The sequence below is a fragment of the Staphylococcus kloosii genome, from assembly GCF_032139365.1.
Lineage (GTDB): Bacteria > Bacillota > Bacilli > Staphylococcales > Staphylococcaceae > Staphylococcus > Staphylococcus kloosii_A.
Genome location: NZ_JAVTDB010000068.1, coordinates 16,508 through 31,881, shown reverse-complemented (window position 1 = coordinate 31,881; position 15,374 = coordinate 16,508). Strand labels below are relative to the sequence as shown.

The 15,374-nt window shown below is 32.8% G+C and carries 17 protein-coding genes; 7 read left to right on the top strand and 10 right to left on the bottom strand.

Annotation, left to right across the window (positions count from 1 at the left end; all coding sequences use genetic code 11):
* Positions 1-222 precede the first annotated feature (222 nt).
* A complete protein-coding gene (locus tag RPL90_RS08795; RefSeq protein ID WP_313547867.1) occupies positions 223-423 on the bottom strand; it encodes a Mid2-like cell wall stress sensor domain protein in 201 nt (66 codons plus the stop codon).
* Positions 424-628: 205 nt separating this feature from the next.
* On the opposite strand from RPL90_RS08795, the gene RPL90_RS08790 reads away from it, so the two are divergent.
* The 5 genes from RPL90_RS08790 (at position 629) to brnQ3 (ending at position 5,915) form a co-directional block, all read left to right on the top strand.
* Entirely contained in the window at positions 629-1,441 is an 813-nt protein-coding gene (locus RPL90_RS08790; RefSeq protein WP_313547865.1) for a VOC family protein, read from the top strand.
* A gap of 16 nt (positions 1,442-1,457) precedes the next feature.
* A complete protein-coding gene (locus tag RPL90_RS08785) occupies positions 1,458-1,661 on the top strand; it encodes a DUF6501 family protein (protein WP_313547863.1) in 204 nt (67 codons plus the stop codon).
* Between the two features lie 109 nt (positions 1,662-1,770).
* Positions 1,771-2,562 (top strand): ATP-binding protein, encoded by a 792-nt coding sequence (locus RPL90_RS08780; RefSeq protein ID WP_313547861.1) that lies wholly within the window; start codon positions 1,771-1,773, stop codon positions 2,560-2,562.
* A 12-nt stretch (positions 2,563-2,574) separates the two neighbouring features.
* On the top strand, positions 2,575-4,461 hold the full coding sequence (locus RPL90_RS08775) for a nitric oxide reductase activation protein NorD (RefSeq protein WP_313547859.1): 1,887 nt from the start codon (positions 2,575-2,577) through the stop codon (positions 4,459-4,461).
* Between the two features lie 110 nt (positions 4,462-4,571).
* Entirely contained in the window at positions 4,572-5,915 is a 1,344-nt protein-coding gene (gene brnQ3, locus RPL90_RS08770) for a branched-chain amino acid-like transporter carrier protein BrnQ3 (RefSeq protein WP_313547857.1), read from the top strand.
* Between the two features lie 240 nt (positions 5,916-6,155).
* Here the strand turns inward: brnQ3 and RPL90_RS08765 are convergent, their stop codons facing one another.
* From RPL90_RS08765 to RPL90_RS08755, 3 genes are read right to left on the bottom strand one after another with little or no spacing between them, the layout of a single operon-like run.
* A complete protein-coding gene (locus tag RPL90_RS08765) occupies positions 6,156-7,298 on the bottom strand; it encodes a toxic anion resistance protein (RefSeq protein WP_313547855.1) in 1,143 nt (380 codons plus the stop codon).
* Positions 7,299-7,335: 37 nt separating this feature from the next.
* A complete protein-coding gene (locus RPL90_RS08760; RefSeq protein WP_313547853.1) occupies positions 7,336-7,956 on the bottom strand; it encodes a 5-bromo-4-chloroindolyl phosphate hydrolysis family protein in 621 nt (206 codons plus the stop codon).
* Positions 7,957-7,977: 21 nt separating this feature from the next.
* A complete protein-coding gene (locus tag RPL90_RS08755; protein WP_313547851.1) occupies positions 7,978-8,247 on the bottom strand; it encodes an acylphosphatase in 270 nt (89 codons plus the stop codon).
* Positions 8,248-8,529: 282 nt separating this feature from the next.
* Here RPL90_RS08755 and msaA point away from each other — a divergent pair, with 282 nt between their 5' ends.
* Together msaA and cspA are read left to right on the top strand one after the other, a co-directional pair.
* On the top strand, positions 8,530-8,838 hold the full coding sequence (gene msaA / locus RPL90_RS08750; RefSeq protein ID WP_313547849.1) for a regulatory protein MsaA: 309 nt from the start codon (positions 8,530-8,532) through the stop codon (positions 8,836-8,838).
* 182 nt (positions 8,839-9,020) lie between these two features.
* Positions 9,021-9,221 (top strand): cold shock protein CspA, encoded by a 201-nt coding sequence (cspA, locus tag RPL90_RS08745; RefSeq protein ID WP_001831260.1) that lies wholly within the window; start codon positions 9,021-9,023, stop codon positions 9,219-9,221.
* Between the two features lie 121 nt (positions 9,222-9,342).
* On the opposite strand, the gene lysA is transcribed toward cspA, so the two are convergent.
* From lysA to dapA, 6 genes are all read right to left on the bottom strand, one after another.
* Complete coding sequence (gene lysA, locus RPL90_RS08740; RefSeq protein ID WP_313547847.1) at positions 9,343-10,608, bottom strand: diaminopimelate decarboxylase; 1,266 nt, start codon at positions 10,606-10,608, stop codon at positions 9,343-9,345.
* A 2-nt stretch (positions 10,609-10,610) separates the two neighbouring features.
* Positions 10,611-11,684, bottom strand: a complete 1,074-nt coding sequence (locus tag RPL90_RS08735) for an alanine racemase (protein ID WP_313547844.1) — start codon at positions 11,682-11,684, stop codon at positions 10,611-10,613.
* 3 nt (positions 11,685-11,687) lie between these two features.
* Entirely contained in the window at positions 11,688-12,836 is a 1,149-nt protein-coding gene (locus RPL90_RS08730) for an amidohydrolase (protein ID WP_313547841.1), read from the bottom strand.
* Between the two features lie 188 nt (positions 12,837-13,024).
* Positions 13,025-13,744 carry a 2,3,4,5-tetrahydropyridine-2,6-dicarboxylate N-acetyltransferase gene (gene dapD, locus RPL90_RS08725; protein ID WP_195716139.1) on the bottom strand — a complete coding sequence of 240 codons (720 nt, stop codon included), beginning with the start codon at positions 13,742-13,744 and terminating at the stop codon, positions 13,025-13,027.
* A gap of 22 nt (positions 13,745-13,766) precedes the next feature.
* Entirely contained in the window at positions 13,767-14,489 is a 723-nt protein-coding gene (gene dapB, locus RPL90_RS08720; protein ID WP_313547836.1) for a 4-hydroxy-tetrahydrodipicolinate reductase, read from the bottom strand.
* On the bottom strand, positions 14,486-15,373 hold the full coding sequence (gene dapA / locus RPL90_RS08715) for a 4-hydroxy-tetrahydrodipicolinate synthase (protein WP_313547834.1): 888 nt from the start codon (positions 15,371-15,373) through the stop codon (positions 14,486-14,488). Before dapA ends, dapB begins: the two co-directional genes overlap by 4 nt.
* Between the last annotated feature and the right edge of the window lies 1 nt (position 15,374).

Here is a 15,374-nt window from a genome sequence, read left to right as displayed (position 1 = left end):
ACTGAAATACATAATATTAACGATTTTGTATCGTGCTAACACCCAGGGAAGCGTATGAGTGAGAGACTATAGGCTCGAACCATACCCCAGGCAAGCATGCACGAACAAAATCGTACATTATAAAAAATAACATCTCATTTATACTGAATAAATCAGTAGAATGAGGTGTTATTTAATTTGAGTTAGGAATTATGTCCCAGGCTCTTATTTTGAGAATAGGTATTATGAATTTGCATATACAATGATTTCTATAATTGCTAAAACTACAAACACTGCGAAAATAATGCCATAAACTTTTTTATTAGAAGCTTTATTAGCATCATTAGTACGCTGTTGGGACTTGTTTGGAGAAGCCGTTATTAACACAATTAAAGAGTACACGGCGATTAATACCGTTATACCGAAAAGAATCCAAAAGCTCACGCTAAAACCTCCCTAAACTTATAAAATACTCAATTATAAGTTCGTATTCTTTATTCATAACTATATTTTAATACAATTATTCTATATAGCCAATTTGTTTATTTATATTTTTAAAAGAACTAAAATCAAAATCACTTGCCCATATAAATCAGTGTTAAAATGCGTTATAATAAATGGAAAACAATTGTATAGAGGTGTCTTATTAATGAATGGTCTTAGAAGTGTTACTACAGGTACGAATGATTTACAAAAAACCAAAACATTATTTAGCGATATACTCGGACTTAGCGTAGAAGAAAAAAATGGCGCATTAAGATTTGGTGACGCTGAACTTAATTCCGGAACACGCATACATTTTGTAGAAATTCCTAACTATCATTGTACAAATAATCATATTGATAGTATTGGCTTACGTATACCTACTGATGAAGGTATTGTAGAATATCAATCAATATTAGATAATGCAAACATTGACTATAGTGCGACTACAGATTTAAATGGGCACCAATATTTTCAATTTAAAGATCATAATGGTCAAGCATTTGAAATTTATTCAAATGAGCATAATACGGGTACACCACTTGGTATGCCGACATTTGACAGTGTTGTTAATCCTTTACATCAAATCCAAGGTTTAGGACCTGTTATAATTAAAGTAAATGAACTTGTCTTAACTCAATCTATTTTAACGAAAGTATTCAGTCTAGAACATTTTGCTGAGTATTTACCTTATGACGATGCACCGCAAAAAACTCAAGTCTTTAAAATTGGTGACGGTGGCTTAGGTGGGGAACTGCACATATATTCAGCTGAAGATGAAGTTAAAATGCCGGAACACGGTATAGTAGAGCAAGTAGAATTTGCTACTGAGTCGCCAGAAATATACCAAAATGCAGTTCAACAATTAGAAATAATTGGCATTCCGTATCAAACTCTAGATCAAGGCGAATCAAAATCTTTAAGAATATCAGAAAATAGCGGTATTACATTTATCTTGACGCTAGAAAACATTAAATAACGAAAGGAACTTTTTTATGTTACATGAAACTTGGAAAGACAATACACCATTAAAAACTGTAGAGGTTGTTCATACCGATGCACAAAAATTTAAAGTTTCTAATATGTTAACTATTGGTAAACAATACGATGTAATCAATGAAACAGAAGAATATTATCAAATCGTTGATAATTCAGGTCTTGTCGGTGGTTATTACAAAGATTATTTTAAAGAAGTATAATCCCAACACGATCATTTTATAAATTTATACAGACTAGGGCAGAACATACATTGTATTTGCCCCAGTCTATTTTTAATTTTTAAAGCTATTTAAGAAAGGAAGAAACACCATGACAAATATGCAGTATATCAATGCAGATGAAAGTGTATATAACGACGCATTATCATTATTGAAATTAAATAAAAATCTATTATTAAAAGGCCCAACTGGTTCAGGCAAAACAAAATTAGCCGAAACACTAAGTGAAACGTTAGAACAACCAATGTATCAAGTGAATTGTTCTGTCGATTTAGATGCCGAAAGTTTATTAGGTTTCAAAACGATTCAGACAAACGATGACGGTCAACAAGAAATTGTCTTTATTGATGGACCTGTCATTAAAGCTATGAAAGAGGGGCATATCTTATATATCGATGAAATCAATATGGCTAAGCCTGAAACTCTGCCCGTATTAAACGGAGTGCTAGATTATCGTCGTAAATTAACAAACCCATTTACCGGTGAAGTTATTAACGCGGCTCCTGGTTTCAATGTTATAGCAGCTATCAACGAAGGTTATATTGGTACATTGCCAATGAACGAAGCATTAAAAAACCGTTTTGTAGTTATTCAAGTTGATTATATTGACGGTAATATTTTAGGTGATGTCATTAGACAACAAAGTCAATTAACAGACGAAAAATTAATTACTCAAATCATAAAATTCAATGAAGATTTGCGTACAATGACAAAGCAAGGCCAAATTTCTGAAGAGGCAGCAAGTATTAGAGCTTTAATCGATTTAAGTGATTTGGCAACGGTTATGCCTATCGAAAGAGCAATCAAACGTACAATAATAGATAAACTAGAAGATGAACGTGAACAACAAGCTATTATCAATGCGGTAGAATTAAATTTTTAGTGAGGGATAAATATGAGCGAGCGTTTTATTAAATTTAATGATGAACAATTAGACGCAAAGCAAGTCATGATGCTACAAGACTTAGCACGTTTACTGCTTAAAAGTGAACAAACGCAAGTTAAAATACAAAAGTTCCCTTATTATGATCCACAAAATGACACACTAATTACGAGTTCATTTTGGTCACATCGGCCTAAAGAAATTGAAACTACAGGCTTAAAAACTGATGTCATCTTAGCGGCATATGGTTATCGGCTTATGGATATAGGTGTAGTAAATGACGTTATACGAGACACAAATTTTACACATACTAAGTTTTATCAACAGCTATTTAAATTGTTAGAAGACAAACGTGTGATGAATGAAATAGTGAAACAACGTCCAACTACACAACAAGCATTGTCACTAAGAAGTGAGATTCGTACAAATTATATAAAATCTCAAATCAATGTCTACAAAACAAAAACGACTTATAGTGATTTATTATTTTTAAATCTTGCTTATTCTCTACTTACGGAAAATTTTTACGATGTGCCTCAAATACATCCTTCTATAGATGATATTTTATTAAATATGTATCAATATTTGCCTAACGTATTTAACTGTGAAAGTTCTGAAGATAATCAATTTTTAGCACAACGTATTATGTTTCAAATTGATAACATTTTAAAAGAAGATATGCTAAATGAATATTATCATTTACCTAAACAAGTATACGCGGCAATGGAGTCGTTGACTTTCGATGAGTTAAAAAGAACTGATGCGAGTAATGTAGATGGAAATAACAATGAGCGCGATGAAGAACCTGAAAGTGAAGAAATTGAAACGAAAGCTGCCGATAGTCAATCTTCAGGTGGTGCTTATTTAGAAATGGAATTGCACGAAGGTGAAAATAGTGACACAGCGAGCGACAATGATACCGATCGTGAAGGTGATGCAAGTGATGATATGACAGATATGCAAACCAAAAAGGGTAAAGGTTCAGATAACACTATAGATAATTCAGAAGGAAATGCTTTAGGTGCTAAGCGTCCATTTGCCTTAACAGGTATTAATGAAAACGTTGAGATTGATTGGCGCTTACCAGATATTAAACCAGAATACGTAAAAACGTATCATGATGTAGAACAATCAGTCAGTATCGAGACAAAAGATTTAATTCAAATTATCAAAAAAGCGATTGATCGTGAATATACTGATGAGCGAAACAACCTGACTAAAGGGCGATTACAAAAGAATTTATTAAATTGGTTTGTCGATGATCAATATAAATTATTTTATAAGAAACAAGATTTAAGTCAGACATTTGATGCTACGTTCACATTACTCGTTGATGCATCTGCGAGTATGCAAGATAAAATGGAAGAAACAAAAAAAGGTGTCGTACTATTTCACGAAACATTAAAAGCATTGAATGTAAAACATGAAATATTAGCATTTAATGAAGATGCTTTTGAAGCTGATGATAGAAAACAGCCAAATATTATCGATGAAATCATTCATTACGATAAGTCTACCTATGTTAATGATGGACCTAGAATCATGGCTTTAGAACCTCAAGACGATAATAGGGATGGTGTCGCAATTAGAATTGGGAGTGAGCGATTACTACAACGTTCACACAAGCAGAAATTTTTAATTGTCTTTTCTGATGGTGAACCTTCTGCATACAATTATAGCCAAGATGGTATTCTTGATACTTATGAAGCTGTTGAAACAGCAAGAAAATTGGGCATTGAAGTCTTTAACGTCTTTTTAAGTCAAGATCCAATTACAGAAGATATAGAACAAACAATTCATAACATTTATGGTCAATATGCTATCTTTGTTGAAGGGGTAGAACACTTGCCTAGTCATCTTTCACCTTTACTTAAAAAACTATTATTAAAATCATTTTAAGTATATCTACTTATAATTTAAAATATTCTGAAAGTTATATAGACTAAACGTCTACAACCATGATAGAATAATGAATATTATATTTTTGGTAAACTGAAGGAGTATTAATTATGAACAAAAATACATGGATTATAGGTTTCACGTTATTTGCAATGTTTTTTGGTGCGGGTAACCTTATTTTTCCACCAAACCTAGGTTTGGATAGTGGTCATTACTTTTGGCCATCAATCTTAGCATTTTCACTAACTGGTATTGGTTTACCACTATTGGGAGTAATCATTGGAGCTGTAGATAAGCAAGGCTATATCGGCTCTTTAAATAAAATATCACCTAAATTTTCTGTTATCTTTTTAATCGTCATTTATTTAACAATTGGACCTTTATTTGCAATACCTCGTACTGCATCTACGTCTTTTGAAATGACAATTACACCAATTGCACATTCAAGTAGTAATCTAGCATTATTTATTTTCACAGCTATATATTTTTTAATCGTTTTATATTTATGTATCAATCCTAATAAAATGGTTGACCGTGTTGGTTCTTTATTAACACCAATACTATTATTAACTATTTTAGCGATGATTATTAAAGGCTTTGTCGATTTCGGTGGAAATGGTCCAAGTAAAGCAGCTGAAGCTTACACTTCAAATCTTGCAGGATTCTCACAAGGCTTTACAAACGGTTATTTAACTATGGATGCTATAGCTGCTATCGCATTCTCAATGATCGTTGTAAATGCAGTAAAAGCCACTGGTGTTACGCACGCTAACAAAATTTTAAAACAAACTGTTATGGCTGGGGTCATCGCTGCTGTTGCATTACTATTTATTTATATTTCACTTGGTTTCATAGGAAACCATATGGAATTATCTCAAGCTAAATTAGACAGCTTGGCTGCCAAAGACCAAAACGTCGGTACATATTTATTAACTACAATTGCAGGCGTAGGTTATGGTGTATTTGGCAAGTATTTATTAGGTGTTATTGTAGCACTTGCTTGTTTAACTACAGCATGTGGATTGATTGTGTCAGTCTCTGAATACTTCAATCGAATTTTCCCGAAAATTCCATACAAAGCTTATGTCATTATTTTTACAATCCTTAGTTTTATTTTAGCAAACCAAGGATTGAATTCAGTAATTAAGATGTCAGTACCAGTATTGAGCGTTGTTTATCCAATCGCCATTACTTCTGTACTTTTAATCTTACTTGCTCGATTATTCCCAACAAAGCCTATCGCTCAACGAATTCCAGTTGCAGTGGTAACAATTGTAGCTATATTAAGCATAGTAGACAGTCAAGGTTGGATAAAAATAGGCTTTATCCATGCACTGCCTCTAAAACAATATTCATTAGAATGGTTCCCAGTAGCCGTAGTGTTTACAATTATTGGTTATATTGTTGCTGTATTTGTGAAAAATGAAAAGCCAATCGTTTACGAAAAAGAATAATGTCATATTCATTTGTATAACAAAAATTAGAGAGCTAAGCCATACTATGGTTTAGCTCTCTTTTTTATAGTTGTATTTAATTAATTGACTGACGTGAAACGTAAGGGGAGCATTAGTTAGAAAATAAGTCGTAAGCGCACAATATTTAATAATTTGTTAAAATTGCAAACCAAAATTACTTATCACATTATAAAGCCATTCGAAATATAAATATCGAATGGCTTTTATACTGCTAAATTTTTATTGTTGTTTATTATCCTTTAAGTCTAACAACTGTTGTTTTAATTCGCCTTCAAGTTCAGATAATTCGCCTTCAGCTTGTTGTCGTTTTTGGCGGCCTTGCTTTTGAATTTGTAATGTTTGTTCGATTGTTTCTATAATATCGCTTTGCGTTGTTTTTAATGTTTCAATATCCACAACGCCACGTTCATTTTCTGTAGCAGTATCTACAGCATTTTGTTTAAGCAATGAGGAGTTTTTAAGCAATAAATCATTCGTAGTATCAGTCACAGCTTTTTGAGCCGATACAGCGTTTCTCTGACGCATGAGTGTTAAAGCGATAGACATTTGATTTTTCCATAAAGGAATACTCGTCAATATTGAACTTTGTATTTTTTCTGCTAATGCTTGGTTAACATTTTGAATCATACGAATTTGTGGCGCAGTTTGGAGCGCAATTTGACGCGATAATTGTAAATCATATATACGTTTATCAAGACGTTCAACAAATTGGCTCATATCGGCTGCTTCTTGAACATCCATTTGATTCGTAGATTGCTTTGCTTTTTCTTGTAATTTTGGTAATTCATGCTGCTCAATTGCATGCTTTTTCTGTTTTGCTGCTTCAATATATAATGTTAAATCATCAAAATAATCTTTATTTTGGTGATATAATTCGTCTAACATATCAATATCTTTTTTTAGGTTACCCTTATGCTTATCTAATTCAATTGATATACGGTCAATTTGTGAACCCACAGACTGCATTTTTGAAAAAACTTCGTTTATAGACGCTTTTGTTCTTTTGAAGATTCGTTTTAATTTGGATTGATTTTCAGGATTCAATTCATCAGGGTTCACTGATTTCAATTTAGACATTAAACTATCTAATGTATCGCCTACAGGACCTACATCAGAAGTTCGCACATCATTTAATATACGATGTGAAAACTGTGACATGTTAGATTGTGCTTCTGTTCCGAAATTTAGTAATGCATCATTATCCATAGGCGTGATCGATTGGCTTAACTTTTGAATTTTCTGTTGTTCTATTTGAGAAAATTGAGGTTTGTTACTAGTGAGTATTTCATGTTCATTAGTTGTTTGCTCATCGATATATGAGTCAAACGGATGAGCATTAATATAATCTTGTTCTCTAGACATAATTATTCGCTCCGTTTCTAAATATTACAGTTATTAATTATTTGCGTCTTTTTTGTTCCATTTTATTTAATTCCATCTCTATATCTAACTTTTGATAGTCGTCTTCATTAATTCTTTTCAAATCTGCTATCAAAGTACGATTAACTTCATCCAATGTGATACGTGTTTGTTCGAGTTTTTGCTTTTCTTCCTGTGATTTTTTAGGAGATTTAGATAGTCTTGTATAAGATTCAATTAAGTTTAAGGCATTATCTATGTGAGAATAAAAGAAACTTTCTACCAAGAAGAATTTTGCTGGTTGTTGTTTTACAGCAAAATAAATTGCTCTTGAGATGCGATAAATATCACTAACTTGTCGGAAGTCTTTAATAGATCTTACGTTAACAAAAACCTTTAATATACGTCTAATTTTATCCTGTGCATGGTTAAGTTGATTATTGACGTAATGATAGTCTCTACGAGATAACCCAATTTCATGTAAGTATTTTCTAGAAGATATGCGTTGCGTAGGGAAATAAATCCCAAAGAAAGCAGCAATTGAAATTAACAAGTCAAAAATAAATTGTATATCTAGAGCAAAGATACTAACAAACCATACAATAACAGCAATCGGAAAAGCGACAACAGCCCCCAAGACACGAGAAATATTGTATCTCAAATTTCATCTTCCTTTTTAATTTTATATTGTTTTAAATTTTTCCCAATCATAATCTATATCTAAGTCTTCGATGTCGTAGTCATCAACTTGAGAGGAAGGGGAAGCACCTTTAATTACAGCTTCTGTAAATGCTTGAATATCTTCCTCATCACCTTGAGCGTATATGTCTACGTAATCTTCGACATTTTGAACTGTACCGGTAATATTATATTTTAATGCTATTCGTTCTGTATAAAAACGAAAACCAACACCTTGTACCATTCCAAATACTTTAATGTGTTTACGTTGCATACAAAATCACCTCTTAATATTATTATACGCAATTTAAGCTCACAAAACTAATATTTAACATGCGCGCATATACCTTTATCGGTCAAAAGTATGAGTCGTAAAACTTGATTTTACACGTGATAAAGTTAGAATATTACACACGGAATAATTTTCTAAGAGTATACATATTTACTTTTGTTAATTAAATCATTTAGATAATAAAGCCATTATATTTACAAACTTTGTGTAAGCTTGTTGTAATTATAGATGTAGTATAGTCATCGTATAGGGAGGGTGCATAACATGTGGTCAATAACTAAAATAAGAGCTGATTATGAAGGTTGGTGGCTATTTAGTGACTGGACTGATAATATTGTAGAATGTGATGATTTTGAAACTTACGATGAAATGATCAATAACTATCAGCATACAATTCGTAAATGCAAAGAAGATTATGATAATTATTTAATCGGCAAATACAATATACATGCATTTTATAATAATTGCGAATTAGGTTTTTGTGAAGATTGTGATGAAAATTTACAAATATTCTATAGTTTTATTGTATTAAATAATAATAATGTATATTATAATCTTCCAATAATTGATTGAATCGATTTTTTCAATAATGTATTGCATTTTAAATTAAATTCACGTATACTAGCAATTAAGCAATAGTTTTATTCCATATTGCAAAGAATATTGTCTGTACAGCAACAACTGTGAAACCGTATTTTTTGTAATATGCGAATAACGCATATTGAAAGAATTTTAGTCTTGGAGGTTTCACAATTATGAAACAAGGTACAGTTAAATGGTTTAACGCTGAAAAAGGATTCGGTTTTATCGAAGTTGAAGGAGAAAACGACGTATTCGTACACTTCTCAGCTATTAACCAAGAAGGTTACAAATCATTAGAAGAAGGTCAATCAGTAGAATTTGAAGTAGTTGAAGGCGACCGCGGTCCTCAAGCTGCAAACGTTGTAAAACTATAATCATAGATTTAGTTTATTGACTAATTAAAGAACCTTGTTGATAAGGTTCTTTTTTTGCTTTTTTTTATAAAAAAGCAATATAACAACCGTTACTTTTATTTTAAAAAGTAACGGTTGTTTATTATTTAGTATCATTAATAATTAATTGTCTTAACGATTGTCTTTTTATAACTTCTCTTGCTTTTCCATCTTTTAAGAAAAATACAGAAGGCTTTTGCATTTGATTATAATTTGAAGCCATAGAATAATGGTAAGCACCAGTTGATAAAATAGCTAAATAATCTCCTCTTTGAACGGAAGAAGGTAATTTAGCATCTTTAATAATGATATCTCCAGATTCACATAATTTACCTGCTAGCGTAACTGTTTCATCTGCATCCTCATTTCTATTTACTAACAATGCTTCGTAACTAGCGTCATATAACGCAGTTCTAATATGATCGCTCATACCACCATCTACAGAAACGTACTTATTAACATTAGGTATATCTTTTATCGTACCCACTTCGTATAGTGTAATACCTGCTTCACCAACGATAGAACGACCAGGTTCTATGCCAATTTCAGGAATAGGGTAGTTAACTTCTTGAGCAATTGTTTTAATTGCAGTCGTAATTTCTGCGATACCGTCTTCAATAGGAAAACTTACATCCCCCTCAACGTATTTAATGCTAAAGCCGCCACCTAAGTTTATTAGCTCAACTTTAATATCTTGTTCACTTAACCAATTAATAACCATTTTAGCAGTTTCAATCATCGCTTCAGTGCCTTCAATTTGAGAACCAACATGGAAGTGAACACCTTTTAAATTTAATTTTTCAGCATTATTTACCGCTTCTACACCTTTAATTGCTAAGCCATGTTTAATAGATAAACCAAATTTACTATCTTCTTGACCAGTTTGAATAAACTCATGTGTATGGGCTTCTACACCAGGATTTAAACGTAATACTACATTGACTGTTTCAGAAGCATATTTATTTATAATATCGATTTCATCTAATGAATCAATAACGATATAACCAACTTTATTTTCTAGTGCATATTGAATTTCTCTTTTTGTTTTATTATTGCCGTGAAAATGAATATGACTAGGATCAAAACCAGCTTCAAGTGCCGTATATAATTCTCCTTCAGAGACAACGTCTAATTCTAGGTTTTCTTCTTCAACAAGCTTAACCATCTGAATGCAAGTAAATGCCTTTGATGCATATGAAATGTTATATTTTAAGCCACTTTGCTCAAAAGCTTGATGATAGCGTTGCATCTGTGTTCTGATTTGTGTTTCATCGTAAACAATAGTAGGCGTGCCAAAACTTTGTGCAACAGTTTTAAGACTCGTGCCTCCCATCGTTAGTTCGCCGTATGCGTTATATTCTACAGTCATAATTATCTATACTCCTTTATTAATGAATCATGGTTCATTGCGCTTAATTGTTCTGAGTTTGCCCCCACACCTTTAAACGTAAATTCATCGACACGTATATCATTATTATATAGTATTACTTCGTCTTGTGCATTTATCGTATCATCAACTTCTACAAACATATGACTCATCATTAAAGCCCGAATAGGATATCGCTTATCATTTATAATGGCTTCATGCTGTGCACGTGATTTTAATATTCCGTCACCATAACCGATATCGACAACTGCAAGCTTAGTATGATCTTTAACTGCCTCAAAAGCAAAACTATAACCACAATATTGTCCTTGTTGCACTTCTCTAATTTGAATTACATTACCTTTTACAGTTAAAGACTGCACAATATCTTGTTCAGCTACCGTACTATACGGTCTAGAACCATATAACGCAATACCCACTCTTGCATGCGTATGTTGTGGTAGTATACCGTCTTCACGGTAATAACTAGCACTGTTTTGTGCGTGTATCATATTAAACGAATAACCTGCAGTAAGTACAGTATCTACGACATTTAACCACGCTTCTTTTTCTTGTTCGTAATCTGGTACTCCAAATTCATCAGCGTAACCAAAGTGAGTCCACAGTCCATTAATAATCATTTTCTCTTTATTTGTATTACTGTGATGATGTTCTAACACTTCAATGATTTCGTTTATATTTTTCAAACCGGAACGATGTAATAAATTTTCATATTCTAAATGAATGTTAATACCAGTCAAATCTTCATAATGATTGTAATAATATGATAGGGAAGGTAAAGTCATTTCAATGTTGTGTGTTCTTAATGGTTCAAATTCATAGACGGCGTTCATTAAAAATATCGTTGCATTAGGTGCGATTTCCCTCACTCTAATGGCTTCTTTCAAAGAAGTCGTACTAAAAGTATCAATACCCGCTTTTAAAAATTGCTCCACAGCAAATTCTAATCCATAATGGTAGGCGTTATTTTTAACGACTGCCATAATATTATTTTGTTGTTTCACAGTTTGAACATTGTTTAAAAAACTTTGTTTATCTACCGACCAAATTGCTGTCATTTCTTACACCTCATCATAATTAAATAGTATTTGTTGGTAATAATCAGCGACTTTAATTAACATATACTCATTAAAATTTAAATGTGAAGTATGTAAGCCGGTTACGTATCCTTTAGCTTCATCTTTAGTTCCAACAAATACAAAATAACTAGGCGCTAATTGACCATAAAAACTAAAATCTTCACCGAAAAGATAAGGCGTTGTTTTATCTATAACTTTGAATTCAGCTTTTTTTAATGCATTTTCTACGTTATTTCTTAATTTAGGACTATTGTAAGTAGGTGGGTAACCTTCGGCAAAGTCGACTTCACATTCAACATTAAATAATGATTTCACACTATCCGCTATTTTAAGCATCTGTTGTTTAACAATAGCTAAATCATTTTCATCGTAAGTGCGAATTGTGCCTTCTAAATAGCCGTTACTAGGTACAGTGTTAATAGCTTCACCGGCTTCAAATCGTCCCATATGTACTATATTTCTTTTTAAACCATTTAAATGGTATTGCTGAATATTACCAACTTGAGATAGAACATGTTGTAACGCTTCACCACAAGAGTGACCTTGTTCTTTGTCAGCCACATGACTTGATAGACCGTTTAAATAAAAACGATACTCTGTAGCACTTGCTGTAATTTCTTCATCTCGAATGGCTACTGAACCTTCCTCAACAAATGGCATTACATGAATACCAAATACAGCTTCAATAGGGTAAGCTTCAAATGCATTAGCTTTTATTAATCTATTGGCACCGCCGCCAGTTTCTTCGGCTGGTTGGAAAATAAAGACTACGTTTTGAGGTAGGCGTCCTTGATCTGACCATTCCTTACAACGACGCACAAATAACATTAACGCAGTTGTATGACCATCGTGTCCACATGCGTGCATAACATTGTCATTCAAACTTCTATAATCAACATCGTTTTCCTCAAATATAGGTAGAGCGTCTATATCAGCACGGAAAGCAATTGTTTTATCACCATTACCAGGTAAATAAGCAATCAAACCCGTTTCTAAAGGGCGTTCATACGCTACGCCTAGCTCATTTAAAAAAGAGGCAATATATTTTGTCGTTTCAAATTCATGTAAACTTAACTCTGGATGTTGATGTAGATAACGTCTATGTTTTGTTACAAATTCTTGTTCATTCATTATTATCATTTCCTTTATAAATAAGTTAATCTCACTCTGTAAATAATTATATGTATGAAAATTTTATAATAAAAAGAGGAGGAAGAAACAGTCATTTTATAAGATACTTGGTTACTTCATGTCAATGTATCTTATAGTATCAGCTACTGACGTGTCTCAGTCCTCCTATTAAAGCTAATAACTATAAATTAGTTATTTAAATTTCTTAAAGCAGATACGATTTCACGTTTTGAATCTTCTACTTCACTCGTTTGTTTAATTACTTTTGCTGGTGTACCAGCTACAACAGCTCCTGCAGGCACGTCTTGCGTTACAATTGCACCAGCTGCAACAATTGCGCCTTGTCCAACTGTGACACCTTCAAGAATCACTGCATTTGCACCAATTAATACATCATCTTCAATGATAACTGGAGAAGCACTTGGTGGCTCAATAACACCTGCTAACACTGAACCAGCACCCACGTGTACATTTTTACCTGTCGTTGCTCTACCACCTAAAGTAGCATTCATATCAATCATTGTTCCTTCACCAACAACAGCGCCAATATTAATTGTAGCTCCCATCATTACGACAGCTCCGTCTTCAATAGTCGCTTGTTCTCTAATAAATGCACCTGGCTCAATACGCGCATTTGTATTTGTTAGGTCTTTTAATGGAATAGCTGAGTTGCGACGATCCATTTCAATTTCTAATTCTTCTATACTGTCTTGGTTATTGTCGTAAAATGTTTTCCATTCATCTGCTTCACAAAAAATCACTTTTGAATCTTCTGAACCGAATACTTTAAATGATTCGGGGAAAGTTGTATTTGCAAAGTTACCATTTGCATATACTTTTAAAGGTGTTGATTTTTTTGCGTCACTAATATATTGAATAATTTCTTCTGCTGATAAATTTTGTACCATAATTTTATAAGCTCCTTAATGTTTATAAATTATCAAATGTATAGAAGTCATTTGACTTGTTGATTAATCTTTCCGCTGCACTAATGGCGCCATTAGCAAAAATATCTTTTGACTGTGCACGATGGGTAATTTCGATTGTTTCATCGATGCCAGCAAATAATACTTCGTGTTCACCTACTATAGTACCACCACGTTTGGCATGAATGCCAATTTCTTCTGGCTTTCTTTTTTCTGTATTGTCATGGCGATCATAGACAGGCGTCGTTTTATCTCTTAATGATTCAATGACATCATACAATTTAACTAAAGTACCACTTGGCGCATCTACTTTTTTATTATGATGTGCTTCTGTTAATTCAATATCATAGTCTTGTAAGAGGGGTACTGCCGCTTCTAAAATTTTAGTAAGTGCATGTACACCGTAGCTCATATTCGCACTAAAGAATACAGGCATACGTTTACTTAATGTTTTTAATTTATTAATAATAGTCTCTTTTTCACCAGTCGTTGCAATAACTAAAGGGAGTTCAAAAGCATCATCTAACAATGGTAATAATAATTCAGGATTTGAGAAATCAATGGCTACATCAGCATCAGTTGCTTCTGAAATTTTGTCAAAAGTAGGGTAGGGATAAGATTTACTGCTATCCCTAACTACAACACCAGTGATTTCATGTCCTTTTTCTTCAGCTAATCTTGCTACACGTTCGTTCATAGCACCATAACCGATTAGAAGTATCTTCATGCGTTGTCACCTGCTTTGTATTGATTATATGCATCTTCTAGAGCTTTTCTATCATTATCCTCTAAAGTAACTAAAGGAAGGCGTACTTCATAATTTCCAAATCCTTCAACAGTTGTTAAAACTTTGATAGGGATTGGGTTTACATCAACAGCAAGTGCATCTAATAGCGTGCCAATAGGTTGATATAAAGCTTCAACATCGCCATTTTGTTGACTTGTTTCGTATAAATTTTGAACAGCTTTAGGAATAACGTTAGCGATGACTGATATAACACCGTGACCGCCACCATTGAAATAACGAACGATATTATCGTCATTACCACTATATAAAGCAAAATTATCTAAATCTAATTTTTGTTGCAATGTTGCTAAATAATCAAAATCATTTGTAGCATCTTTTAATGCTACAATATATTCATTTTTGCTTAATTCAACTACTGTGTCTGCTTCGATCGTCATGTTCGTACGAGAAGGGACATTGTATAATACTACTGGCAATTTCGCTGCATCAGCAATAGTAGTAAAATGTTTAATTAATCCACGTTGATTTGTTTTGTTGTAATAAGGTGTGATTAACATAATCGCATCAGCGCCAAGTTCTCTCGCTTTAACAGACGCTTGTATAGATTTTTGCGTATTGTTGGTACCTGTACCAGCTATGACTGGAATGCGGCCATTAACTGTATTTACAACTTCTTCTAATACTTGATTTTTTTCTTGTTCCGTTAAAGTAGGGTTTTCTGCTGTAGTACCGTTAACCACGATTGATTTTGCATCGTTATCTATTAAATAATTCACATGTTTTCTAAGGGCGTTATAATCAATTTCATTATGTGTGAATGGGGTAGTTAAGGCTACACCTACACCTTCAAAAATATGTGCCATA